Genomic DNA, 23,232 nt, shown 5'->3' with positions numbered 1-23,232 from the left:
CATGACGCTGTGGCGGATCCGGGCGACCGTGGACGACCGGCCGGGCTACCTGTCGGTGCTGACGACGAGCCTGGCGTTGCGCGGGGTCAACATCCTCGCCGTGCAGGTGCACACCACCGAGCGGGGCGCCGTCGACGACTTCCTGGTCGACGCGCCCGACACGCTCGACGAGGCCGGCCTCGTCGCCGCCGTGGAGCGGGGGCGGGGGCGGGACTGCTGGGTGGCCCGCAGCGAGGCGCGTGGTCTCGCCGACCAGCCGACCCGGGCGCTCGCCCTGGCCACCCGGCTGGTGCGGGACCCGGACTCGACCGGGGAGGCGTTGCGCACCCTGCTCGGCGCGGACGCGGTCACCTGGCGGCCCGCGCCGGCCGGCGCGGGGAACGGGCTCGCCGACACCCTCATGCGGCTGGACGACCCGCTCGGGGGGTCGTACGCGCTGCGCCGCGCCGTGCCGGGCTTCACCCCGGCCGAGTACGCCCGCGCGCAGGCCCTGGTCGAACTGTCGGCCGCCGTCACGCGCCGGGCCGCCGAGCAGGTCACGCTGGTGCTGCCCGACGGCGCCGAGGCGGCCGTACGACCCGCGACCGTCGACGACCTGCCCGGCGTGCTCGAGCTGCACGAGGGGTGCTCGGCGCGCAGCCGGCACCGCCGCTACCTGGGCGGCGCGACCGTGCCGTCGGCGGCCCGGCTGCGCCGGCTGCTGGAGCCGGCCGGGGGCGTGACCCTGCTCGCCACCGCCGGCGGCGACGCTGGACAGCCGGAACCGGTGGTGGCGATGGCGAACCTGATCGCCGAGGGCGACGAGGCCGAGGTGGCCCTGCTGGTGCGCGACGACTGGCAGCGGCGCGGCCTCGGCTCGGCCCTGCTGCGCCGGCTGGTGCGCCACGCCGAGCAGATCGGCTACGCGGCCCTGGTGCTGCACGTGCACGCGGAGAACGCCGCCATGCTGCGTACGGTGCGGCGGCTCGGCCGGCCGACCCCGACCGAGCGCGACGGCGCCCTGGTGACCGTCACCGTCGCGCTCGTCGAGGGCGCGTCCACGCGACACGGTTGAGCCGTCGCCCGACGGCACGAGGTAGGGCACCGGCCCGGTCGCAGTCGTTCACCCCGAGGGAGATCTGCGCCAGTGCGGACACCGGTCGAGGCTAGCGGGTCAGGCGGGTCGCCGCTGACGCGAGGAAGGACACCCTGCAACCGCCGTGCGTCAACAGGGTGCCCTTCCTCGCGACTCAGGTAGCCGGGTAGCTGCTGTAGTCGGGGAAGTTGCCGTAGAGGCGGGCGTCGCCGCCCTGGGTCACCGCGTGCACCAGCAGGTCGCCGCCGACGAACGCGCCCTTCCAGGAGGCGCCCCGGCCGCCGAACGGCTCGTCCCGGTCGCCCCGGGAGCGCGGCTTGTTGATGCCCACCTTGAACGCCTGGAGGTCGACCGCGAGCTTGCCGGCCAGCTCCTCGTCGTCGCAGGCCAGCGAGGCGACCAGCGCGCCGTTGGAGGCGTTCATGGCGGCCAGCAGCTCGTCGGTGGTGTCCACCACGACGATGGTGTCGACCGGGCCGAACGGCTCGGCGTGCATCAGCCGGGACCGGCCGGGCGGGGCCAGCAGCACCGACGGGGCCACGTACGCGGAGGTGTCCTGCCCGTCGAGGAACGGCGCGCCGTGCAGCTTGCCCCGGTGCAGCGGCACCGCGCCGCCGCGTACCGCCTCGTCGACCTTGCGGCGCAGCTCGTCGGCCTTGGCGGCGCTGATCAGCGGGCCGAAGTCCAGCTCGGGCAGCGGGTCACCGGCGCTCCAGTCGGCGTCGACCGCGAGCGGGTGTCCGAACCGGACGGAGCGCACGACCGGCAGGTACATGTCGAGGAACTCGTCGACGAGGTCCCGCTGGACCACGAAACGCGGGTACGCCGTGCAGCGCTGCTTGCCGTACTCGAAGCCCTTCTTCAGGTGCCCGGCGAGCAGGTCCCACTGGGAGAAGTCCCAGATGCCCCACGCGTTGAGGCCCTCCTGCTCGATGAAGTGCCGCTTGTCGGAGTCGAGCAGCGCGGCGGCGACCTTGCCGCCGTTGGAGCGCCCGCCGACGAACGCCACCGCGCCGATCTCCGGCGCCCGGACGAGCACCTCGGACAGCTCCTCGCCGCCGCCGGAGACCAGGGTGGCGGGCAGCCCGGCCCGGTGCATCAGCGCGTGGGCGACGGTGAGGCAGACCGCCCCGCCCTGCGACGGGGTCTTGGCGATCACCGCGTTGCCGGCGAGCAGTTGCACCAGTTCGGCGTGCACGAGCACGCTCATCGGGTAGTTCCAGGACGCGATGTTGCTGACCGGTCCCGGCAGCGGCTCCCGGCCGTCGGCGAGCATCCGGTCGATCTCGCCGACGTACCACCGGACGCCGTCCAGCGCGCGGTCCACGTCGGCGCAGGCCAGCCGCCACGGCTTGCCGATCTCCCAGACCAGGAGCAGGGCGAGCAGGTCGCGGTGGGCGGTGAGCGCGTCCAGGGCGTCGGTGACGCGGGCCTTGCGGTCGGCGAGCGGGGTGTCGGCCCACGTCCGGTGCGCGGCGGCGGCGTGCGCGACCGCGGTACGGGCGGAGTCGGCGTCGAGGCGGGCCAGGTTGACCAGCACGGTGTTGTCCACGGGCGTGCGTACCGGGCTGGGCGAGCCCACGGCGTGCCAGCCGCCGCGGACGAGGTTGTGCAGCGTGGTGACGCCGTCGACCGGGGCGCCGAACGCCTCCGGTGCGGCGGCCACCGCGCGGGCGAGGGTGTCGGACCAGGCGGTACCGTCGGCGAGTCGTAGAGCCATCGAGATCTCCTCAGGGTTGACCGGGGGAGCGGCGGCGTCGATGGCACCGCTGGTGTGGCGTACTGTCGCGCGCCGGAAAGCGGTGCGGCAACAGTACGTTCGTATGCCGGAACGCCCGCCCTGCGTCGCGCCGGCCCCACCGCGTGTCGCTGAGTGTCTCTCGGGTCCCTGAACTGCGCCTACGTCGTTGACGTATCGACATACTTGAATGGTGTGACGAATGTCCGGTGGGCGTGGCGGGCCCGCTGTGCGTCCGTCGCGGCGGGTCGTCGGGGTGGGAAGAAGAGATCGGCCGCCGGACGGGGTGTCCGGCGGCCGGTCGGCTGCGCCACGGGGATCGCCGAGCAGGTGGCCCGGCGCCGGGTGGGGTCAGCTGGTGAACGTCACGTTGTCGCGACGGCGGCGCAGCATCAGCAGCGCACCGCCGCCGATCAGGGCGAGGCCGCCCAGCGCGATGCTGGTCGTGGCCACGCCGGTCAGCGGCAGGCCGCCCTCACCGCCGCCGCCACCGGTGCTCGCGGACGGCGAGGCGGTGGGCGGGGTCGACGGCGAGTCCGATTCCGACGGCGACTCCGACTCCGACGGCGAGGGGGACTCGCTCGGGGAGGCCGACTCCGACGGGGACGCCGACGGCTCCGGCGACTCCGAGACGCTCGGCGACGGGGTCGGGCTCGGCGACTGCGACGGCGCGGTGCCCGCGCAGGTGTGGCTCAGGTTGAACTTGCTGGCGGTGCCGGTGATGACGGCGCTGCCGTCCAGCAGGGTCCAGCCGGCCGGGGTGAAGAGGTAGGCGTGCATCAGCCGGTTCTCGGCCGGGTACAGGGCGTCGGGGTAGGCGTCGTCGGCGTCCGGCACCGTGACGGTGACCTGGCCGGTGCCGGTCTCGAAGGTCAGCGTGAGGGTCTCGAAGCTGCCCGAGGCTTTGCCGCCCGGCAGGACGAAGTGCCAGCCGTCGTGGTCCGCCGGGCGGTCCGCGAATCGCGGATCGGCGCAGTCCTCCGTGGAGAATTCGCCGGCCGTCTCGTCCTTGTGGTCCGGGTTGATCTGGATGGTGCTCGACGCCCAGGCGGGGGTGGCGAGGGCCAGGCAGACGGTGGCGGCGGCGGTGGAAACGGCCGCGCGCGCCACGCGCCGACGGTGTGCCATGAGGATTCCTTCGGAGTTGATCGAGGGGGATGGCTCATGATCGCACGGTGAGTGACGGTCCTGGGCATCGGCTGATCGGCCCGAGCTGCCGATACGCGTCACCCTTCCTCGGCTCGGCCGTGAGTCCATCACGCTCGGTGGGCGTTTCGATGTAACGATTTCGGTCCCGGAGGCGCTGCGGGTCGCCCCGTCCGGCGCGACGGTCCTTCACAAATCAGCCGTGCCCGTCTTACATTGTCGACTATCCATGGGAGCGCTCCCGCGCCCCGCGGCCGTACCCCACCGTCCCCACCACCTCGTCGCCACGCGGACCGGCACCGCCCGCAGTACCGCGCCCTTCCGGTGCCGACGGCGACACCACCGACAGGAGCACCGCCATGCGCCATCCGAGACGTCCACGCCCGCCGGGCGGCCAGCCCCGGTCGCGCCGCCTGCTGGCCGCCGGCGCCGCCCTCGCCGCCGGCCTCGCCCTCGCCGGCGCCGGTCCGGCGACCGCCTCCGCGGCCGGGGACGAGCCGCGGACCGCCGCGGCCACCAACGCTGCGTCCGCCGGCGACACGACGCGGGTCGCGCCCGCCGCGGCCGGCGCATTCAACTACGCCGAGGCGTTGCAGAAGTCGCTCCTGTTCTACGAGGCGCAGCAGTCCGGCCCGCTGCCGAGCTGGAACCGGGTCTCCTGGCGCGGCGACTCCGCGCTCACCGACGGGGCCGACGTCGGAGTGGACCTCACCGGCGGCTGGTACGACGCCGGCGACCACGTGAAGTTCGGCTTCCCGATGGCGTTCAGCGCCACCATGCTCGCCTGGGGCGCCGTCGAGTACCGCGACGGCTACGTCGCCAGCGGCCAGCTGCCGCACCTGCTCAACAACCTGCGCTTCGTCAACGACTACTTCGTCAAGGCGCACCCAGCTCCCAACGTGCTCTACGGGCAGGTCGGCAAGGGCGACGACGACCACAAGTGGTGGGGCCCGGCCGAGGTGCTGCCGATGGCGCGGCCGGCGTACAAGATCGACGCGAGCTGTGGCGGCGCGGACCTGGCGGGGGAGACGGCGGCGGCGATGGCCGCGTCGTCGATGGTCTTCCGGCCCACCGACGCCGCCTACGCCGACCGGCTGCTCGGGCACGCCAAGCAGCTCCACACCTTCGCCGACACCGTGCGGAAGAGCTACCACGAGTGCATCACCGACGCGACCAGCTTCTACCGCTCCTGGAGCGGCTGGCAGGACGAGCTGGTGTGGTCCGCCATCTGGCTGTACCGGGCCACCGGCGACGCCGCCTACCTCGCCAAGGCCGAGAGCGAGTACGACAGGCTCGGCACCGAGAACCAGAGCACCACCCGGTCCTACAAGTGGACCATCGCCTGGGACAACAAGCAGTTCGGGGCGTACGTGCTGCTGGCCAACCTGACCGGCAAGCAGAAGTACGTCGACGACGCCAACCGCTGGCTGGACTACTGGACCGTCGGCGTCAACGGGCAGCGGGTGCCGTACTCGCCCGGCGGGATGGCCGTGCTCGACTCGTGGGGCGCCCTGCGCTACGCCGCGAACACCGCCTTCGCGGCCCTCGTCTACAGCGACAAGACCACCGACGCCACCCGTAAGGCCCGCTACAAGGACTTCGCCGTCCGGCAGATCGACTACGCGCTCGGCGACAACCCGCGCGCCTCCAGCTACGTCATCGGGTTCGGCGCCAACCCGCCGAAGAACCCGCACCACCGCACCGCGCACGGCTCCTGGTGGGACAGCCAGACCGTGCCCGTCGAGACCCGGCACACCCTCTACGGCGCGCTCGTCGGCGGCCCGTCGGCGGCCAACGACGCGTACACCGACAGCCGGTCGGACTACGTGATGAACGAGGTCGCCACCGACTACAACGCGGGCTTCACCTCCGCGCTGGCCCGGCTCACCCAGGAGTACGGCGGCACCCCGCTCGCCGGCTTCCCCCGCGCCGAGACCCCCGACATCGACGAGCTGACCGTCGAGACCACGGTCATGCAGGCCGAGCCGCGCGCCACCGGCTTGAAGACCATGATCTACAACAAGTCGGCCTTCCCGGCCCGCGCCCTGACCGACGGGAAGTTCCGCTACTACTTCCGCCCCGACGGCACCGGCCCCGTCACGGTCACCCCCGGCTACACCCAGGGCTGCCCGTCGCCGACCACGGCCAGGCAGTTCTCCGGCGACATCTGGTACGTCGAGGTGGACTGCACCGGGCACACCATCGCGCCCGCCGGGCAGTCGCAGCACCGGATGGAGGTGCAGTTCAAGATCGGTGTGCCCGAGGGCGGCACCTGGGACCCGACGAACGACCCGTCGTACCAGGCGACGGCGGGGCCGAACCGGAAGGTCACGCTCTATTCCGGCGGCACCCGGATCTGGGGCGAGGAACCCGGGCCGGCCACCCCGGACACCACCCCGCCGACCGCCCCCGGCACCCCCGTCGCCTCGGCCGTCACCGCCACGGGGCTGACCCTCACCTGGCCCGCGTCCACCGACGCCGGCGGCAGCGGGCTGGCCGGCTACGAGGTCACCCAGGCACAGGTGGGCAGCGACGCGCTCGTCCTGCTCAACACGGCCACCAACACCCTGGCGGTGACCGGGCTGCTGCCGGAGCGGACGTACCGGTTCACGGTGCGGGCCCGCGACGGCGCCGGCAACCGCTCGGCCGCCTCGCCCGTGGCCGAGGTGACCACGCCCGCCGCGCCGGCCCCCGACACGGTCGCCCCGACCCGCCCCGGTACGCCGACCGCCTCGGCGGTCACCGCCACCGGGCTCACCCTGAGCTGGGCGGCGTCGACCGACAACGTCGGCGTCACCGGCTACCGGGTCTACCGGTCGGCCACCGGCGGGGACACACTGGTCGGCTCGCCCACCGGCACCACGCTGGCGGTGACCGGGCTGACCGCCGCCACCGCGTACCAGTTCCACGTGGTGGCCGTGGACGCGGCCGGCAACGTCTCGACGGCGTCCGCGCCGGTCGCCGTCACCACCGCCGACCCGCCCGCGTCCGGCGGCTGCGCCGTCACCTGGACGGCCAACAGCTGGGACACCGGCTTCACCGCGAACCTCACGGTCACCAACACCGGCACGACCGCGATCGACGGCTGGACCCTCGCCTTCACCTTCCCGAGTGCCGGGCAGAAGGTGGGCCAGGGCTGGTCGGCGACCTGGACCCAGACCGGCACCGCGGTCACCGCCACCAACATCGCCTACAACGGCAGGCTCGCGCCGGGGGCGTCGACGAGCTTCGGCTTCAACGGCACCCACACCGGCTCGAACCCGAAACCCACCGCCTTCACCCTCAACGGCACCCCCTGCACCGCCTCTTGACGCACCACCGTGGGTGGCGCGGACGTCACCGTCCGCGCCACCGGCGGAATCTCGGACAGTTGCCGTTCACGGGGAATCCGTCCCACCCTCGCGGCCGGCCGCGCCGCCCGCCGCCCCGCGCGGAGATCCGGGCGGTAGCCGGCCGCGATTCGGGGCATTCCCTCCCCGTGGAGCTGGTGACGGTGGGGCACGGGGCGGCGGACCGGGAGCGGCTGGGCGAGCTGCTGACCGGCGCCCGGGTCGCGCTCGTTGTGGACGTGCGGCGGTTCCCGGCCAGCCGGACCAACCCGGACGTACGCCGGGAGGAGCTGGCCCGCTGGCTGCCGGCGGCCGGCGTGGACTACCGCTGGGAGCAGCGCCTCGGCGGCCGGCGACACACCCCGGCCGGGGTCGACGAGCCGGACACCTGGTGGACCGTCGCGGCCTTCCGGGCGTACGCGGCGTACACCCGTACCGCCGACTTCCGGGCGGCGCTGGACGCGGTGCTGGCCGACGCGGCGGCCCGGAGCACGGCGGTGATGTGCAGCGAGAGCGTCTGGTGGCGCTGTCACCGGCGGCTGATCGCCGACGTCGCCGTGCTGGGGCGCGGCGTGCCGGTACGCCACCTGATGCCCGACGGTCGGCTCACCCCGCACCGCCCCGCCGAGGGTGCCCGCCGGCTACCCGACGGCGACCTCGTCTGGGACGGCTGACCGGCGGCGCGGGCGGCTGATCGACGGGCGGGCAGGTGGCCGACGGCGGGGCGGGCGCGTCCGGCGGTCGGGCTCTCGGCCCGGCGCGTCCGGGTCAGTCGACCAGTTCGTCGGCGAGCAGGTCCATCAGCAGCCCGTCGTGCCAGCGCCCGTCCTCGCCGCGCTCGTATCGGCGCAGCACCCCGACGGGACGGAAGCCGACCTTCGCGTACGCCCGCACGGCCGCCGTGTTCGCCGCCGCCGGGTCGATGGTGAACCGGTGGTGCCCGTGCGCGTCGATCAGGTGCCGGGCCAGGGTGCGGATAACGTCCCCGCCCAGCCCCGCGCCGCGTACCGCCGGGTCGAGGAAGACGTCCATGCTGGCGTGCCGGTAGTCCGGGTCGTCCTCGGCGTACCACTGGATCGCGCCGACGACGCGGCCGTCGTGTTCGACCGCGTACACCGTCAGGGCCTCGTCGGCGAGGTCGGCCCGGACGGCGGCGGCGAGGTCGTCGCCGCCGCGCCACCAGCGTCGGACCTCGGGGGTTGCCCGGATCGCGGCGAGCGCCGGCACGTCCGCGGCCGTCGCCGGCCGCAGGGTCACCATCCGCCCCCGCAGCATCCGCCTCAGCCCCGGATCTCGCCGTGCTCGACGCAGACCGCCGCCCAGCCGACCGGCAGCACCTGCACCTTCATCCGCCGCCGGCAGTACGCGCAGAAGCGCGGCGGCTCCAGCATGCGGGCCGCCGCGCACGCGTCGTGCGACCCGGCCGCCACGGCCTCGCCGCAGCGGTCGCACCAGGCGGCCGACGCCCCGTCGGCCGCCGGCACCGTGTCGCTGCTCGTCACCGGGGTGGTCACAGCGTCGCGGAGAGCGCCTTGACCGGCATCTTCAGGTCGTCGAGCAGCTCCAGGTCGGCCGTCGCCGGTCGACCCAGGGTCGTCAGGTAGTTGCCGACGATGACCGCGTTGATGCCGCCGAGCAGGCCGTCGCGGGTGCCCAGGTCACCGAGGGTGATCTCCCGGCCGCCCGCGTACCGCAGGATGGTGCGCGGCATGGCCAGCCGGAAGGCGGCGATGGCGCGCAGCGCGTCCTTGCCCTCCACCACCGGCCGGTCGCCCAGCGGCGTGCCGGGACGGGGGTTGAGGAAGTTCAGCGGGACCTCGTGCGGGTCCAGCTCGGCGAGCTGCGCGGCGAACTCGGCCCGCTGCTCCACCGTCTCGCCGAGGCCGAGGATGCCACCGCAGCAGACCTCCATGCCCGACTCGCGGACCATCCGCAGCGTCTCCCAGCGCTCCTCCCAGGAGTGCGTGGTGACCACGTTGGGGAAGTAGGAGCGGCAGGTCTCCAGGTTGTGGTTGTAGCGGTGCACGCCCATGTCGACCAGCTCGTCGACCTGCTCCTGGCTGAGCATGCCCAGCGACGCCGCCACCTGGATGTCGACCTCGGCCTTGATCGCGGCGACGCCCTCGCGCATCTGCTTCATCAACCGGGCGTCCGGGCCGCGCACGGCCGCCACGATGCAGAACTCCGTCGCGCCGGTCGCCGCGGTCTGCTTCGCCGCCTCGACCAGCGAGGGGATGTCCAGCCAGACCGCGCGCACCGGCGAGGTGAACAGGCCGGACTGCGAGCAGAAGTGGCAGTCCTCCGGGCACCCGCCGGTCTTCAGCGAGACGATCCCCTCGACCTCCACCTCCGGCCCGCACCAGCGCATCCGCACCTCGTGGGCGAGCTGGAGGGCGGCGGGAAGGTGCTCGTCGGGCAGGTTCAGCACGGCGAGGACGCCGGCCTCGTCGAGACCGACGCCGTTCTCCAGCACCTGGGTACGGGCCTGGTCGAGGATCTCTGGCATGGCTCGTACCCTACAAGGCCGCCCCAGCGGGGAGAATGGCCCGCGTGTCGGGGCCGGGGACGCCGGGTGGACACGCCGGGCGGTGGCCGGCGGGTGGTAATTTCGCCCGGCGGAAGCGGCCGACGGCGGCCGGCGCGGGCGTGTGGGGGTGACGGTGGCGGACTGGCTGGCGGCGCTCGACCGCCGCGCCGTACTGCGCGCGAAGGCGGGACTCACCCGCCGGCTGCGACCCCGGGCCGCCGGCGACGCCATGATCGACCTGGCCGGCAACGACTACCTCGGCCTGGCCACCCACCCCGAGGTCACCGCCGCCGCGGCGCGGGCCCTGTCGGCGTACGGGCTGGGGGCCACCGGGTCGCGGCTGGTGCGGGGCTCCACCGACGCCCACCACGCGCTCGAGGGTGCCCTCGCCGACTGGCTCGGCGCCGCCCGGGCACTCGTCTTCTCCTCCGGCTACCTGGCCAACCTCGCCGCCGTACGGGCACTGGTGCGGCCCCGTACGCTGCTCGTCTCCGACGCCCACAACCACGCGTCGCTGATCGACGGCTGCCGGATCTCGGGCGCGGAGACCGTCGTGACCCCGCACGCCGACGTCGCGGCGGTGGCCGCCGCGCTGGCTGCCGCGCCGGGCCGGCCGGCGGTGGTCGTCACCGAGTCGGTCTTCTCCGTCGACGGCGACCTCGCCCCGCTGGCCCGGCTGCACGCCGTCGCCCGGGAGCACGGCGCGTTGCTGCTGGTCGACGACGCGCACGCCCTCGGCGTGACCGGCCCGGCCGGCGCCGGGGGTGTCGCCGCCGCCGGCCTCGCCGGCCAGCCCGACGTGGTGGTCACGGCCACCCTCTCCAAGGCCCTCGGCGGCGCGGGCGGGCTGGTGGCGGGGCCGGAGGAGTTCGTCCGGCACGTGATCGAGACCGGCCGTACCTTCATCTTCGACACCGCCCTGCCCCCGGCCGTCGCCGCCGGTGTGCACGTCGCCGTGGGGCTGGCCCGGGACGGCGACCACCTGCGCGCCGAGTTGGCGGACCGCGCCGCCCTGGCCGTGCGCCGGCTCGGCGCCGCCGGGCTGACGGTCTCGGCGCCCGACGGCGCGGTCGTCTCGGTCGCCGCTCCCGGCCCCGAGGCGGCGACCGCCTGGGCGGCCGACTGTCGCGACCGGGGCGTCGCCGTCGGCTGCTTCCGGCCGCCGTCCACGCCGGACAGCCGGTCACGACTGCGGTTGACGATCAGCGCGGGCGTCCCCCGGGCGGACTTCGAGCGGGCCCTGGAGGCCATAGTGGAGTGTGCCCCGTGAGCGCGAGGAGTGAGCGGGGTTTGCGAGCCCCGCAGTCGCGAACAAAGGTGGCCCCGTGAGCGCGAGGAGTGAGCGGGGTTTGCGAGCCCCGCAGTCGCGAACGAAGGTGGCCCCGTGAGCGCGAGGAGTGAGCCGGTTTTGCGAGTCGGGGTGGTGTCATGACCGGGCCGTGGCGGGGGCCGGTGCTGGTGACGGGCACCGACACCGACGTCGGCAAGACGGTCGTCACCGCGGCGATCGCCGCCGCCGCGCAGGCGGCCGGCCTGCGGGTCGCGGTGGTCAAACCCGCCCAGACGGGTACGGCCGGCGGTGAGCCCGGCGACGTCGACGCGGTCAACCGGCTGGCCGCCCCGCTGACCGGCCGGACCCTGGCCAGCTTCCCCGACCCGCTCGCCCCGCTGGCGGCGGCCCGGGTCGCCGAGCTGGAGCCGCTGGAACTCCAGACCGCCGTCGACGCGATCCGCGAGGAGACCGACAAGCACGACCTGGTGCTCGTCGAGGGCGCGGGCGGCCTGCTCGTACCGATGGGGTTGCGGCCGGAGGGGACGCCCTGGACGGTCGCGGACCTGGCGGTGGCGCTGGACTGCCGGGCCGTGGTGGTCACCCGGGCGGGCCTGGGCACCCTGAACCACACGGCGCTGACGCTGGAGGCGTTGGAGCGCCGGGCGATACCGGCGGGTGTCGTGGTCGGGGCCTGGCCGGCCGCGCCGGAGCTGGTGCACTGGGCCAACCTGACCGACATGGTGCCGAAGCTGCTGGGTGCCCTGCCGGCCGGTACCGGGGCGATGGATCCGGGGGTCTTCCGCCGGTCCGCGTCCGGCTGGCTCACTCCGGCCCTGTACGGCGTGCTCGACGACTGGCGCGCCTGGGCCGAGGAGATCAGCTGAGCACCTGACTTTCGTCGGTGTCGACGCAGGTCGGGCGTGGGTAGCCTGGCCGCCGTGGAAAGTTGGGGGTCCGCAGCCCGACGACGAACCGCCGACCTGGTCCTGTGGGCGGCCACCGCCGCCCCGATCGGGTACGCGGGCGTCACTCCGCCGCATTCGGGGCGGGCCATCGCCCTGACGGTCGGCGCGCTGCTGCTGCTCGCCGCGGCGGTCGCGGTCAGCCGGCGATGGCCGGTGGCCGCCCTGGTCGCCGTGGTGCTCGGGTCACTACTGGGCGGCAACTTCCTCTTCGCGATCCCGGTGTTCAGCTACCGCCGGGAGAGTTTCATGGCGTCCTGATCACCGAGCCTCGTGCCACTGCGCGGGCAACGCTCGCGTGAGTGCCCGGTCAGCGCCGGCGGACGACGAGGGCGTCGGGCATCCGGAAGGTCAGGTTGTCCGGGCACCAGGGCTCACGGAGCACGGTGACCCCGTCCAGCAGCCCGGCGGTCTCGGCGACCACCACGGCCGCCTCCATCCGGGCCAACTGGTCGCCGACGCAGCGGTGTGCGCCCGCGCCGAAGGCCAGGTGCCGGCGGGAGCCGCGCTGCCCGGGACGGAACTCGTCCGGCGCGTCGACGGCGGCCGGGTCCCGGCCGGCGCGGGCCAGCCAGAGCACGATGCTGGTGCCCGCCGGCACCGCCGTACCGCCCAGCGTGGTGTCCACCGCCGCCACCCGTCGCCACGTCACGATGGGCGGCTCCAGCCGCAGCCCCTCCTCGACCACGTCGGTGACCGCGACGGTGCCGTCGCGCAGGCCGGTCAGTACGGCCGGCTCGCCGGTCAGCCGGTGCAGCAGCAGGGTGAGGAACTGCGAGGTGGTCTCCTGGCCGGCCACCAGCAGGAAGAACAGCGCGCCGACCACCACGTCGGGCGGGTGCCCGGCGGCCCGCAGCGACCCGGCCAGCCCGCCCCCGGTCGCCGCGAACTCCCGCAGTACCCGGTGGAAGCGGCCCACCTCGGCGGCGAGGGCCTGCTGCCGCTCGGCGTCCAGCGGCGCCCAGAACAGTTCCAGCGCGGCGCGGGCGAACTCCTTCACCGCGCCGACCGGCGCGTCCGGCAGCTCGACCAGCCGGGCCAGCACCAGCAGCGGCAGGTCGGCGGCGAGTTCGGCGTAGAGGTCCACCGGCGCGCCCGCGTCCAGGGTGGCGTCGATCCTGCCGACGCGCTCCCGGACCAGGCTGGTCAGCCAGGGCCGCTGTGCCGCGATCCGCGTCGGGTGCAGGGCGTCGGCGACGATCGCCCGGATCGCCGGGTGGCTGGCGCCGCCGTTGTTCGCCAGGGTCGGCGGCAGCCGGAACCGGTGCCCGGCCAGCACCCGCAGCGCGGCCACGGGAACCGGGGTCACCGCGTCCAGCGCGTTGTCGGGCCGGTACGTCGCCGCGTCGGTGAGCACTTGGCGGACCAGGGCGTGCCGGGTCACCACCAGGTGCGTGACGCCCACGTGGTCGCGCACCCGGGCCAGGTCCGGCCAGTGCGCGTCGGCGGTCTGCGCCCAGCTCCGGAACAGCACGCCGACACGTTAGCGGCCGGCCCTCGGCAGCCCCGCCCGCAACTGCCACACGGTGGTGCGCTTCACCCGTACGCTCTCCAGCGTCTCGGGCACCGGCACGTCGTAGACGGCCAGCTCGTCGAAGCGCTCGCGGGGCAGGAAGGCCCGACCGGGATCGCCGACCAGCACCCGGGCCCCGGCGCGGGCGGCCCGCAGCAGGAAGCGCAGCACCCGGTTGGCCATCGCCTGGCTGTAGAAGACGTCGCCGGCGAGCACCACCTCGGCCCCGGCGGCGTCACCGTCGAGGATGTCGCCGAGTTCGGCGTCGACGCGTACCCCGTTGGCGTCGGCGTTGACCGCGACGGCCGCGACGGCCAGCTCGTCGATCTCCACCGCGCGCACGGTGGCGGCGCCGACCCGCGCGGCGGCGATGGCGACCAGGCCGGAGCCCGCGGCGAGGTCGAGCACCCGGCGGCCGGCGACCAGCTCCGGGTGGTCGGTGACGTACCGGGCGAGCGCCTGCCCGCCGGCCCAGGCGAAGGCCCAGAACGGCGGCGGCTGGGCGCTGCGGAACTCGCCCTCGGTCAACTCCCACAGCCCGATGGCGTCGTGGGCCTGGTGCAGCCGCACCTCGGGCACGAAGGCGACCGGGGTGAGGCTGGCGTGCAGCCGGACGAAGGCGGCGGAGAGCTCGGACACGCCGACGATTCTCTCCCGCCGCCCGAACCCGCCGACCGCCGCCACCCCGGGCCCGCCACGCCGCCTGGCCGCGCCGGCCGCCATCCCAGCGTCTCCGCCGCCCGACCGCGCCGACGACCGCCACCTGAACCGTCTCGGTCGCCGGACCGCGCCGATCGCTGCCACCCGGCCGACCGCCTCCGCCGCGCTGGCGGCCGCCTCGGCGTGTCGCGGGGGAGGGGTGACCGGTTCACCACTCTCGGTGAAAGTGGCCGCCGTGCTTGGCGACCGGTGCGAACACGCCCGTCTACCGGCCGGTTGGCGGCGCTGGCAGCGTGGCGGGGGAGGCGGCGACCGACGGGAGGTGGCGACGGTGTGGCGGTACGCGCAACGGGTCGCGGTGGTGCTCGCCTGCCTGGCCGGGGCGGCTCTGCCCGCGCCCGCGCAGGCGGCCTTCGCCACGGAACTGAGCGGCCTGCCGGACGAGTTCACCGCGGGGGACCGGGTCGAGACCCTCTCCGCCGTGGTCTCCCGCGACGGCGGGGGCTGCGTCAAGGTGCGCTGGTCCATGGTGCTGCGGGTACGTGGGCTCCGGCTCGACCAGGTCAGGATGGACCGGATCGAGGAGAACGGCTCGTTCCCGCTGGACATCCGCGCCGACGGGAACGTGGCCCGGCTGACGGACCGCCGGCTCGACCCGGGCACGCTCTGCCCCGGACGGACGGTCACCGCCCGCTACCGGGTGGCCTTCGCCGGGGACGTCACCCGGGGGCGGATCACCCTGGCGGCGGAGGCGTACGACGCGAACCTGCGGCTGCTGTCGCGGCAGACGGCGACGCGGTCGGTGATCGGCCCGAATGCGCGGACTGCCCCGAGCGAGGAGCCGGAGCCCGATGCCACCACCGCCGAGCCGACCGACCCGTCGGCCGAGGAGACCGGGGCGGTGGAGGCCGGGGAGGTGCCCGCCACCGACGAGCCCGCCACCGACGAGCCGGTGTCCGACGAGGCGCCCACCGCGGCCGACGCGGGACGGCCGCTGGCCGGGAGCGGCGGCTTCGGGGCGGTGCAGGCGGCGTTCCTGCTCGGCGGGCTGCTGCTCTCGCTCGGCCTCGGCCTGCTGCTGCGGTTGCGGCACCTGACGGCGGCCGGCGCCGATGCCGGGCCGCCACCATCGCGTCGCGCACCGGCAGGCCGTTCCGACGGCGACGCCGGGCCGGACCGGCGTGGGGACCGCCCTGCCGGGGCCGGTCGGTGGCGGGCCGCGCCGCTGCTCGGGGACCGCCGGCGCCGGTGACCCGCACCGCTCGTGCCGACGACGGACAGGCTGGCGGGTGCCCAGGCCCGTGGTCGTCAGGCCGGTCGTAATCAGGCCGGCGGTGCTCAGGTTGGCGATGGTCAGGTCTCGTGGTGGTCCGTCGGGGCCGGCCGGTACGCCGACCGGCCCCGACGGGCGGTCACTTCGAGAACGCCTGGAACTCGGCGATGCGCACCTGGGTACGCGCCGGGCTGGCAGTCGCGCAGTCGGTGGTGGTCGCCGGGTCGTCGTCCTGCTCACCGGCGTAGGCGGGGCCGCCGGTGCACTGGCTGGCCAGCACCTCCAGCCGCAGGTGCGTGGCCAGCGTGGTCGGCACCCGGAACCCGCGCAGGTTGATGTCCGGCACGTACGCCCGGTACGCCCCGCCCGGGAAGGCGTCGGGCGCGCTGGTGTGGATCCGACGCCAGTTCGCCGGATCCGTGCAGTCGGCCTTCTTCGCGTTGCACGCCGACACCGCGAACGAGCGCAGCGCGCTGAGCGCGTTCTGGCTGCCCGGGTCGGCGTCGCCGGAGATCGCCGGGCGCAGCATGGCGCTGACGTTCACCCGCTTCACGACCTGCGGGGCGTCCCCCGGCAGCGCCACGGTGACCTGCCGGCCGGCCACCCCGTCCAGGGAGGCCCAGTTGGTGGCCTCGGTGTCGTCGGCGATCCGGTCCAGGTTGACCCCGTCACCGGTGACCGTCGCGCCGGATGCCGTGGACGCCAGGTTCCGGCTCATCCGCAGGTCGACGTACCCCTGCTTGCCGGGCCTGGCGACCACGGTGAGCCGCTGGTGGCCGAAGCCGGGTGCGACGGCGAGCAGTTGGTACGTGCCGGGCACCAGCTCGACGGTGTCCGGCAGCGCGGTGGCCGGGTCGGTGTCGGCCACCGGCACCGCCCGCGCCTCGTACGCGCCGACGTACACCCGGATCGGGGCCTCGGCGCTGTCGCCCTTCGGGCGCAGGGTGAGCACCGCGTTGTCGGCGCCGGGGGCGGCGAAGCTCGGCGTCGGGTCGGTGTCGGCGGCGCCGTTGGTGGCGGCGTCGCGGCCCATCCCGGAGCGGGCGAACTCGGCCCAGAGCAGGTCCTGGTTGGCGCCGCCGAAGCGCAGCAGGTCGGCGGTGAGCATGTTGTCCCGCATGTCGAGCATGCTCACCTGGCTGGCGGCCTGGAGCAGGAACGAGTCGAAGACCAGCTGCGACCAGCGCCGGTTGCCCGGGCACTCGTCGACCGCCACCAGCCCGCGCGCGCAGTCGAGCTGTAGCCGCGGGGTGCCGGCGCCGTAGCGCTTCATCAGCGCGGCGCGTACCCGGAAGTTGGTGGCGCTCCAGATCTCGCCGTCGGCGTGCACGGCCGGACCGCCGGTGTTGTAGCCGACGTCGGAGTAGTTCAGGGGGCTGCGGCTGAAGTCGTGGTTGCGGATTCCGCTGACCAGGTTGCCGGTGACGTAGCCGCCGGTGACGTAGGGCGTCTCGCCGGGGGCGCGCAGCCCGTGCTGGAAGAGGTACTCGGCGGCGAGCAGGTCGCTCCACGACTCGCCCATCGAGCCGCCCTGGTGGCCGCTGATGCCGCTGTCCGGGCCGGCGATCATGCGGTTGGTGATGGCGTGGGTGTACTCGTGCCCGATCACCGTCATGTCGTAGTCGCCGTCGACGCAGGGCGGGTACGGCCCGCCGGCCTGCGGCTGCCACAGGTACATGTTGGTGGTGGGCGGCAGGCCGTCGCGCGGCGTGCCCTGGTTGGCGTTGTTCCGGTTGCCGCTGAGCGCGCCCTGCTGGGCGCGGCCCTGCTCGGCGTCGCCGCCCAGGCCCTCCGGGGTCAGGTTCACGGCCTGGAGGTTCCAGGTCGCCTCGGTGAAGCCCAGGTGCCAGGCCCAGTCGTGCATCCGGTTGTGCATGGCGAACAGGTTGGCGATCGCGGCGTCACCGTCGTTGCGCTGCGCCGAGGTGAACACCTCGGGGTTGCAGCGGGCCTGGTGCCACTGGTCGGTGAACGGGTACTCGTAGCGGCGCTCCGGGCTGGGCGTGGCCGGTACGGCCGGCGTGCCGCCGCCCCAGGAGAGCACGGTGTTGGCGGAGTTGCCCCGGGCGGTGCCGGTCGGCGTGCCGGTGGCCGCGTCGACGTCCCACGGCTGCCCGGTGGCCGGGTCGCGGAAGGCGGCCTCGCAGTTCGGCGCGGGGTCGCCGCACCAGCGCACCCGGGGATCCTGCCCGGGGCCGAGGTCGCGCGGCGGGGTGGCCGGGAAGACCGCCCAGCTCGGGTTGTCCGAGTCGAAGTCGACGAGGTCCTCGCGGACCAGCACCTGCCCGGTGATCCCGTCGACGTACGTGGTGAACGCCGCCGGGTGGTCGGCGTCGGCGCCGATCAGGGTCACCTCGTACGCGGCCCGGGGCCCGTCGAGCGGGGTGGGCACGGCGACGGCGCGGACGCTGTGGCTGCGTACCGCCTCGGCGGTCAGGCCGGCGTCGGCGCGCGCCGCCGCGTACGCCTGCTCCTCGGTGAGGGTGGCCGGTGCCGGCGCGGCGGTGTCCCGGGACAGCGAGGAGCTGACCGCGAGGACCTTGCCGTCGGCGACCGCGACGGTGACCAGGCCGTCGTGCCCGGCCGGCAGGTCGCCGAAGCGCTGCCGGAGGGTGACGACCGCGCCGGCGCCGATGGGCCGGACCAGTACCCGGTCCATCGCGTCGACCGCCGTGGCGTCCAGCCCGAAGAGGTCGCGGTGGCCGGCGAGGTACGCGCGGGCGGCCGCCTCCGGCGCGGCGGGCAGGCCGGTGGCGAGTGGCGCGCTGCCGGGGCCGAGCGCGTGCGGGGTGCCGAGCCGGTTCCAGCGGGTGTCCGGGTCGGCCTTGCGCGCCAGGCCCCGCTGCCGCGCGTCGGGGGCGGCGGTGCCGGGGCGGTTGTCGACGTCGGCGTGCTGGTGCTGCCCCTCGGCGAACGGGCCGGAGCGCCGCTCGGCGGAGGTGCCACCGGTGGGGGCGGCGGCGGTGGGGCCGGTGGGCAGCAGCGCGGCCGCCACCGCGGTCGCCGCCAGGACGGGGATGAGCCGGCGTCGGCGCCGGCTCATCCAGGGTGTCCACTCCGGTTGTGCCACGGAACCTCCTCGTGGGAGCGGGGTGGCCGGCCCTCCGCCGGCCCGCGCAGCGCGTTACGCATGCGCATCTGTGAATATCAGCCCGCCCCGGCGGGAACAAGGGTCGCGCCTACTCAAGCCGTCCGGCGAGCGCGAGGCCGCCCGGCCTGCCGTGACTCCCGGAATCGGGCGCCTGCGGTCCGCCCCGCGCCAATATCGACAAAAACAGTCTCTTGTACAGAGTCGTGGCGGCTGTCACAGTCGGAGGAAGGCTGCGACAGATCGGAGACTGTCCATGGCCGTCGACCCCGCAACCACGGGCGCCACCGCCGACTGGCGGGACGTGCGCCGCCCCTGGTGGCCGCTGGCGCTGGTCGTCCCGGCACTGCCCTTCGACGCCTGGCTGGTCTGGCGGGCCACCGGCGACGCCTGGGCCTGGTGGCTCACCCCCGCCGCCGTGTTCGTCCTGATCCCGGTGGTCGACATGCTGGTCGGCGAGGACCGGTGCAACCCGCCAGACGAGGCGGTGCCCCGGCTGGCCGCCGACGGCTACTACCGCTGGCTGACCTACCTCTACCTGCCCGCCCAGTACGCGGCCCTGGTGCTCTGCTGCGCGGTCTGGGCCCGGGGCGACCTGACGGTGGCCGGCGCGGTCGGCCTGATCGTCACGATCGGGGTGGTCGACGGCATCGCCATCAACACGGCCCACGAGCTCGGCCACAAACGGGAGACCGTGGAGCGCTGGCTGTCCAAGATCGCCCTCGCGCCGGCGGCGTACGGGCACTTCTACGTCGAGCACAACCGGGGCCACCACACGCGCGTCGCCACGCCCGAGGACCCGGCCAGCGCGCGGCTGGGGGAGAGCTTCTGGGCGTTCTGGCCGCGTACGGTCTCAGGCGGGCTGCGCTCGGCGTGGCGGCTGGAGACCAGCCGGTTCCGCGTCCGGGGCCGCAGCCCGTGGACCTGGCGCAACGACGTCCTCAACGCGTTCGCGATGACCCTCGTGCTCTACGCGGCGCTCGCCGTCGCCTTCGGCCCGGGCGTGCTGCCGTTCCTGGCGCTCCAGGCGGTGGTCGGGTTCTCCCTGCTCGAGGTGGTCAACTACCTGGAGCACTACGGGCTGGCCCGGCAGCGCACCTCCGCCGGCCGCTACGAGAAGGTCGACCCCCGGCACAGCTGGAACAGCGACCGCAGCGTGACCAACATCTTCCTGTTCCAGCTCCAGCGGCACAGCGACCACCACGCGAACCCGCTGCGCCGCTACCAGACCCTGCGGACCTTCGAGTCCTCCCCGCAACTGCCCGCCGGCTACGCCACGATGGTGGTGGCCGCCCTGGTGCCGCCGGTGTGGCGCCGGTTGATGGACCACCGGGTGCTCGCCCACTACGGCGGGGACCTGACGCTCGCCAACGTCCATCCGCCGGCCCGGCGCCGGCTGCTGCGGCGCTGGCGCCAGGGCCAGGCAGCCGCCTGACGGCCAAGGGGCACCCGCCCGCCCGACGGCCGGGCCGGGGCCTCCGCCCGTCGGACGGCCGCGGGCCCGCGCGTCGGCTCACCGGACGGCCGTGCCGGAGGTCGGTTCCACGCGTCGCCGCGTCCCGGCCGGGGTCGCGCAGTGGTGGCTCAGGGCGTCCAGCCGGGGTCGCGGCCGAACGCGGCGAGCAGGCGGTCCTGCTCGTCCGCCCGCGCCGGCACGTCGACCTCCGGCCGGACCAGCCGACCCCGCTGGTACTCACCGATACGCCGGCTGAACCACCGCGCGCACTCGGCGACCGCGTCGGCGTCCAGCCGGGGGTCCGCGCCGATCGCCACGGCGAGGTCCCAGCCGTGGATGAGGTGCTCCGCGATCAGCTGGTGCAGGTACTCGTCGGCGGGCGTCTCGCCGGAGGAGAGCGCGACGGTACGCTCCAGCGCCCCGGGGTGGGTGAAGGCCAGCTCGGCCTGCCCCGCCGCCTCCCGGGCCGCGCCGGCCGGGTCCGGGCCGAGCACGTCGCCGTCGTAGCGGTCGCCCACCTCTTCGATCGTTCGCCCCGCGAGCAACGCGACGCTCCAGCGGTCCTCGCCCACCACGTGGTTGACCAGCGTCCGCACGTCCCAGTCGGGACAGGGGGTCGGGTCCGACCACTGGCCGGGGCCGACCTGCTCCACGCGGTCGGTGAAGTCGGCCAGGCTGCGGCGGTACGTCTCCAGCGGGTCCATGCCGACGATTGTTCCGGCTGCCCCCGAGAGCCGAGCTGTTTTGCCCCGCTTCGCGGTCGTGCTCGCGGGTCTCGCCCGGTCGGCCTCCCCGCTGCCCAGCCGTCAGCGGCGATCCGGGCCTTCAGCGGCGACCCGGTCAGCGGCGACCTCGGCCGTCAGCGACGGCCCAGGCGTGGCCGTCGCCCCGGTCAGTCCAGCTGTGCCGGGTCCAGCCCCAGCTCGCGGGCGGTGAGCAGGCGTACCCACTCGGCGAACTGCCGGCGGGAGATGACCCGCTCGTGCACCGCGAGCTGCACCGCCAACCCGTCCATCACCGCGCTGATCCGCCACGCCGCCCCTGCGGGGTCGGCGCACTCGAAGGTGCCCTCGCGGACCCCGTCCGAGATGACCTTCGCCAGGTCCTCGCGCCAGCGCAGGTCGAGCCGGCGGGAGACCTTCTCCAGCTCCGGGGTACGCAGCGACTCCGCCCAGCCGTCGATCCACATGGCCCAGGACGTCGCCCGGCCCGCCGGTGTGTAGAGCCGCACGATCCGGCGGAGCTTGGTCAGGGGCGGGGCGCTGGACCGCATCACCGCGTCCAGCCGGGCCAGATCCTGCTCGACCGCGTACGCGAAGGCCTGCGCGAGCAGCCGATCCTTGGTGGCGAAGTGGTAGAAGACCAGTGCCTGGCTCACGCCTGCGGCCTGCGCCACGTCGGCCGTGCGGGTGTTGGCCAGACCACGCTCCACGATCACGTCACAGGCCGTGCGCAGCAGGGCATCCAGGCGGATCTCGGCCGCACGTCTCGTCACGCCGTTACCGTAGCCCATTCGGACGAACACGAGCAGTTACGGATGACGGCCCGTTTGCGCTCACGACAGTCGGAAGCCGGACAGTTCGGGCCCGCATCCGGGTGGATCGCCCAGACCCTGCGGGCGAAGCCGGCTCATCCTCCTAGGAAGCCTAGGCCGAGGGAGGCCCCTCACCCGTTCCGCCACCGCTGGCGCCCGGTGGCTACCTGCCTGACGCGCCGGGCGTCACCCCGATTTGGCAACCGCTCGCCGGCTCGGCTAAAGTTCTCACCCGTCACCGGTTAACGCCGGAGACAAGCGGACGTAGCGCAGCTGGTAGCGCATCACCTTGCCAAGGTGAGGGTCGCGGGTTCGAATCCCGTCGTCCGCTCGGAGCTGCCGCCACGCATGACGGGGGCAACCTCGGTGGGGTGGCCGAGAGGCGAGGCAACGGCCTGCAAAGCCGTGTACGCGGGTTCAAATCCCGTCCCCACCTCGGCAAGAAGCGAGGGCGATTGGCGCAGTGGGAGCGCGCTTCCTTGACACGGAAGAGGTCACTGGTTCAAACCCAGTATCGCCCACCAACACGAAGGCCCGTCACCATTCGGTGACGGGCCTTCGTCGTTTCCCGCCTGTGCCGAGCTCTCGTGACTGCGCCAACGCCGACGGCCACGGCGGGGTGCACCCGCGGCCACCGGCGGCGGACCGGTGGGCCAGTTCGCCGAGGACGGGCGGTGCCTCGTGGCCCTGGCTTGAGATGGGCCGGGCGGTGCCTCGTGGGTGTGCCTGTCGAGGTGAGTCGTCTACGACATCATCGCCCGGGCGATCACGGCGGCGAGCAGGGTCCGTGCCCACCACCTGCGACATCACCGCCGGCGCTGGCAGGCGACTGCTTCGGCCCGGGGCCGGGGGCGGCTCCGCGGAGGTCACCGGTCGGGGCTTGAGTCGTCTGTGACATCAGCTCGACAGCGTCGATACGGCAGCATGCCTCGCCGTCCGCCGTCCGCCGTTCGCCGTCCGCCGTCCGCCATCCGCCGTTCGCCGTCCGCCGTCCGCCGTTCGTCTGTCGGGCGCCGGGGCTGGTCGTACGGCTGGCGGACGCGATGTGCCGGCCACCCTGCTCCGGGCGACCGGCACGTCGGCAGTGCATTGCGCGACCGTTCAGCTCCGGCGGCCGCGTGGATGAGCGTCAGAGGGGCGGGGCGACGTCCCGGCGCTCCTCGACCCGCCGGTACTCGACGGGCTCGGTCGTGCTGACCACCTGGCGGCGGCGGCCCCAGATGAGCGTGGTCATGATGAGGCCGAGCACGCCGGCCGCCATCAGGATCCAGCCGACGACGTCGAGGTTGAGGCCGCCGAGGCTCGCATCGAGCGCGAAGGTGAGGATCGCGCCGAGCGCGATCAGGAAGATGCTGGTGCCGATACCCACGACAGCCTCCTTCGTCAGGGATGTGGTGTGCTGTCGATGGACCTCATTACCCCGTGGGTGGCCAGCGCAACCACCGCGATGCCGGGCCGGCGGCGGGGGACGTGGGCCGGACGGGCGGGGTGGCGTGCCAAGCGATCTTGCCGTCGGGTAGAGTTGCCCCCGTCGCCGAGGAACACCGGTGACACGCGGACGTAGCGCAGCTGGTAGCGCATCACCTTGCCAAGGTGAGGGTCGCGGGTTCGAATCCCGTCGTCCGCTCGCGATCCGCCCCTCGTGATCCGGCCTGCCG

At 74.5% G+C, this 23,232-nt stretch carries 19 protein-coding genes and 4 tRNA genes; 12 read left to right on the top strand and 11 right to left on the bottom strand.

Annotated elements, in window-relative coordinates; translation table 11 throughout:
* The first annotated feature begins 1 nt into the window (after position 1).
* Positions 2-1,054, top strand: a complete 1,053-nt coding sequence (locus ACGFIG_RS17415) for a GNAT family N-acetyltransferase (RefSeq protein WP_393003958.1) — start codon at positions 2-4, stop codon at positions 1,052-1,054.
* Between the two features lie 175 nt (positions 1,055-1,229).
* Here ACGFIG_RS17415 and ACGFIG_RS17410 read toward each other — a convergent pair whose 3' ends face one another.
* Entirely contained in the window at positions 1,230-2,795 is a 1,566-nt protein-coding gene (locus ACGFIG_RS17410) for an aldehyde dehydrogenase family protein (protein ID WP_393003956.1), read from the bottom strand.
* Positions 2,796-3,164: 369 nt separating this feature from the next.
* Entirely contained in the window at positions 3,165-3,941 is a 777-nt protein-coding gene (locus ACGFIG_RS17405; RefSeq protein ID WP_393003954.1) for an LPXTG cell wall anchor domain-containing protein, read from the bottom strand.
* Between the two features lie 377 nt (positions 3,942-4,318).
* Between ACGFIG_RS17405 and ACGFIG_RS17400 the strand changes: the two genes are divergently transcribed.
* Together ACGFIG_RS17400 and ACGFIG_RS17395 are read left to right on the top strand one after the other, a co-directional pair.
* Entirely contained in the window at positions 4,319-7,270 is a 2,952-nt protein-coding gene (locus ACGFIG_RS17400; protein WP_393003952.1) for a glycoside hydrolase family 9 protein, read from the top strand.
* 167 nt (positions 7,271-7,437) lie between these two features.
* Positions 7,438-7,962: a DUF488 family protein gene (locus tag ACGFIG_RS17395; RefSeq protein ID WP_393003950.1), complete on the top strand. Its 525-nt coding sequence runs from the start codon at positions 7,438-7,440 to the stop codon at positions 7,960-7,962.
* A gap of 94 nt (positions 7,963-8,056) precedes the next feature.
* Here the strand turns inward: ACGFIG_RS17395 and ACGFIG_RS17390 are convergent, their stop codons facing one another.
* From ACGFIG_RS17390 to bioB, 3 genes are read right to left on the bottom strand one after another with little or no spacing between them, the layout of a single operon-like run.
* Entirely contained in the window at positions 8,057-8,563 is a 507-nt protein-coding gene (locus tag ACGFIG_RS17390; protein ID WP_393003948.1) for a GNAT family N-acetyltransferase, read from the bottom strand.
* A gap of 5 nt (positions 8,564-8,568) precedes the next feature.
* Positions 8,569-8,790 (bottom strand): hypothetical protein, encoded by a 222-nt coding sequence (locus ACGFIG_RS17385; RefSeq protein WP_393003946.1) that lies wholly within the window; start codon positions 8,788-8,790, stop codon positions 8,569-8,571.
* Positions 8,791-8,798: 8 nt separating this feature from the next.
* Positions 8,799-9,794, bottom strand: a complete 996-nt coding sequence (bioB, locus tag ACGFIG_RS17380) for a biotin synthase BioB (protein WP_393003944.1) — start codon at positions 9,792-9,794, stop codon at positions 8,799-8,801.
* 154 nt (positions 9,795-9,948) lie between these two features.
* Here bioB and ACGFIG_RS17375 point away from each other — a divergent pair, with 154 nt between their 5' ends.
* The 3 genes from ACGFIG_RS17375 to ACGFIG_RS17365 all read left to right on the top strand — a co-directional run bounded on the left by ACGFIG_RS17375 (position 9,949) and on the right by ACGFIG_RS17365 (position 12,311).
* Positions 9,949-11,085: an 8-amino-7-oxononanoate synthase gene (locus ACGFIG_RS17375; protein WP_393003942.1), complete on the top strand. Its 1,137-nt coding sequence runs from the start codon at positions 9,949-9,951 to the stop codon at positions 11,083-11,085.
* Between the two features lie 158 nt (positions 11,086-11,243).
* Entirely contained in the window at positions 11,244-11,972 is a 729-nt protein-coding gene (gene bioD / locus ACGFIG_RS17370) for a dethiobiotin synthase (protein ID WP_393003940.1), read from the top strand.
* 54 nt (positions 11,973-12,026) lie between these two features.
* Positions 12,027-12,311: a hypothetical protein gene (locus ACGFIG_RS17365; RefSeq protein ID WP_393003938.1), complete on the top strand. Its 285-nt coding sequence runs from the start codon at positions 12,027-12,029 to the stop codon at positions 12,309-12,311.
* Between the two features lie 49 nt (positions 12,312-12,360).
* Here the strand turns inward: ACGFIG_RS17365 and ACGFIG_RS17360 are convergent, their stop codons facing one another.
* Together ACGFIG_RS17360 and ACGFIG_RS17355 are read right to left on the bottom strand one after the other, a co-directional pair.
* A complete protein-coding gene (locus tag ACGFIG_RS17360; protein WP_393003936.1) occupies positions 12,361-13,524 on the bottom strand; it encodes a cytochrome P450 in 1,164 nt (387 codons plus the stop codon).
* A 9-nt stretch (positions 13,525-13,533) separates the two neighbouring features.
* Positions 13,534-14,202: a class I SAM-dependent methyltransferase gene (locus ACGFIG_RS17355; protein ID WP_393003934.1), complete on the bottom strand. Its 669-nt coding sequence runs from the start codon at positions 14,200-14,202 to the stop codon at positions 13,534-13,536.
* Positions 14,203-14,554: 352 nt separating this feature from the next.
* Here ACGFIG_RS17355 and ACGFIG_RS17350 point away from each other — a divergent pair, with 352 nt between their 5' ends.
* Positions 14,555-15,475 carry a hypothetical protein gene (locus ACGFIG_RS17350; protein WP_393003932.1) on the top strand — a complete coding sequence of 307 codons (921 nt, stop codon included), beginning with the start codon at positions 14,555-14,557 and terminating at the stop codon, positions 15,473-15,475.
* Positions 15,476-15,635: 160 nt separating this feature from the next.
* On the opposite strand, the gene ACGFIG_RS17345 is transcribed toward ACGFIG_RS17350, so the two are convergent.
* A complete protein-coding gene (locus tag ACGFIG_RS17345; RefSeq protein ID WP_393003930.1) occupies positions 15,636-18,566 on the bottom strand; it encodes a M36 family metallopeptidase in 2,931 nt (976 codons plus the stop codon).
* A 274-nt stretch (positions 18,567-18,840) separates the two neighbouring features.
* Between ACGFIG_RS17345 and ACGFIG_RS17340 the strand changes: the two genes are divergently transcribed.
* A complete protein-coding gene (locus ACGFIG_RS17340; protein WP_393003928.1) occupies positions 18,841-20,019 on the top strand; it encodes an alkane 1-monooxygenase in 1,179 nt (392 codons plus the stop codon).
* A gap of 149 nt (positions 20,020-20,168) precedes the next feature.
* On the opposite strand, the gene ACGFIG_RS17335 is transcribed toward ACGFIG_RS17340, so the two are convergent.
* Positions 20,169-20,744 (bottom strand): TIGR03086 family metal-binding protein, encoded by a 576-nt coding sequence (locus tag ACGFIG_RS17335; protein WP_393003926.1) that lies wholly within the window; start codon positions 20,742-20,744, stop codon positions 20,169-20,171.
* Between the two features lie 188 nt (positions 20,745-20,932).
* The gene (locus ACGFIG_RS17330) at positions 20,933-21,535 is read right to left on the bottom strand and encodes a TetR/AcrR family transcriptional regulator (RefSeq protein WP_393003924.1); all 603 of its coding nucleotides are present in this window, start codon (positions 21,533-21,535) and stop codon (positions 20,933-20,935) included.
* Between the two features lie 297 nt (positions 21,536-21,832).
* Between ACGFIG_RS17330 and ACGFIG_RS17325 the strand changes: the two genes are divergently transcribed.
* The 3 genes from ACGFIG_RS17325 to ACGFIG_RS17315 all read left to right on the top strand — a co-directional run bounded on the left by ACGFIG_RS17325 (position 21,833) and on the right by ACGFIG_RS17315 (position 22,098).
* A tRNA-Gly gene (locus ACGFIG_RS17325) sits at positions 21,833-21,905 on the top strand.
* Positions 21,906-21,939: 34 nt separating this feature from the next.
* A tRNA-Cys gene (locus tag ACGFIG_RS17320) sits at positions 21,940-22,010 on the top strand.
* Positions 22,011-22,023: 13 nt separating this feature from the next.
* Positions 22,024-22,098: transfer RNA gene (locus ACGFIG_RS17315), tRNA-Val, on the top strand.
* 605 nt (positions 22,099-22,703) lie between these two features.
* Here the strand turns inward: ACGFIG_RS17315 and ACGFIG_RS17310 are convergent.
* Entirely contained in the window at positions 22,704-22,943 is a 240-nt protein-coding gene (locus tag ACGFIG_RS17310) for a DUF6458 family protein (RefSeq protein ID WP_393003922.1), read from the bottom strand.
* A gap of 185 nt (positions 22,944-23,128) precedes the next feature.
* Here ACGFIG_RS17310 and ACGFIG_RS17305 point away from each other — a divergent pair.
* Positions 23,129-23,201: transfer RNA gene (locus tag ACGFIG_RS17305), tRNA-Gly, on the top strand.
* Positions 23,202-23,232: the final 31 nt, after the last annotated feature.

This window comes from Micromonospora sp. NPDC049048, assembly GCF_043197615.1.
Lineage (GTDB): Bacteria > Actinomycetota > Actinomycetes > Mycobacteriales > Micromonosporaceae > Micromonospora.
Note: the sequence above shows the minus strand (reverse complement) of the source record. Positions and strands in the feature narration are given on the sequence as shown.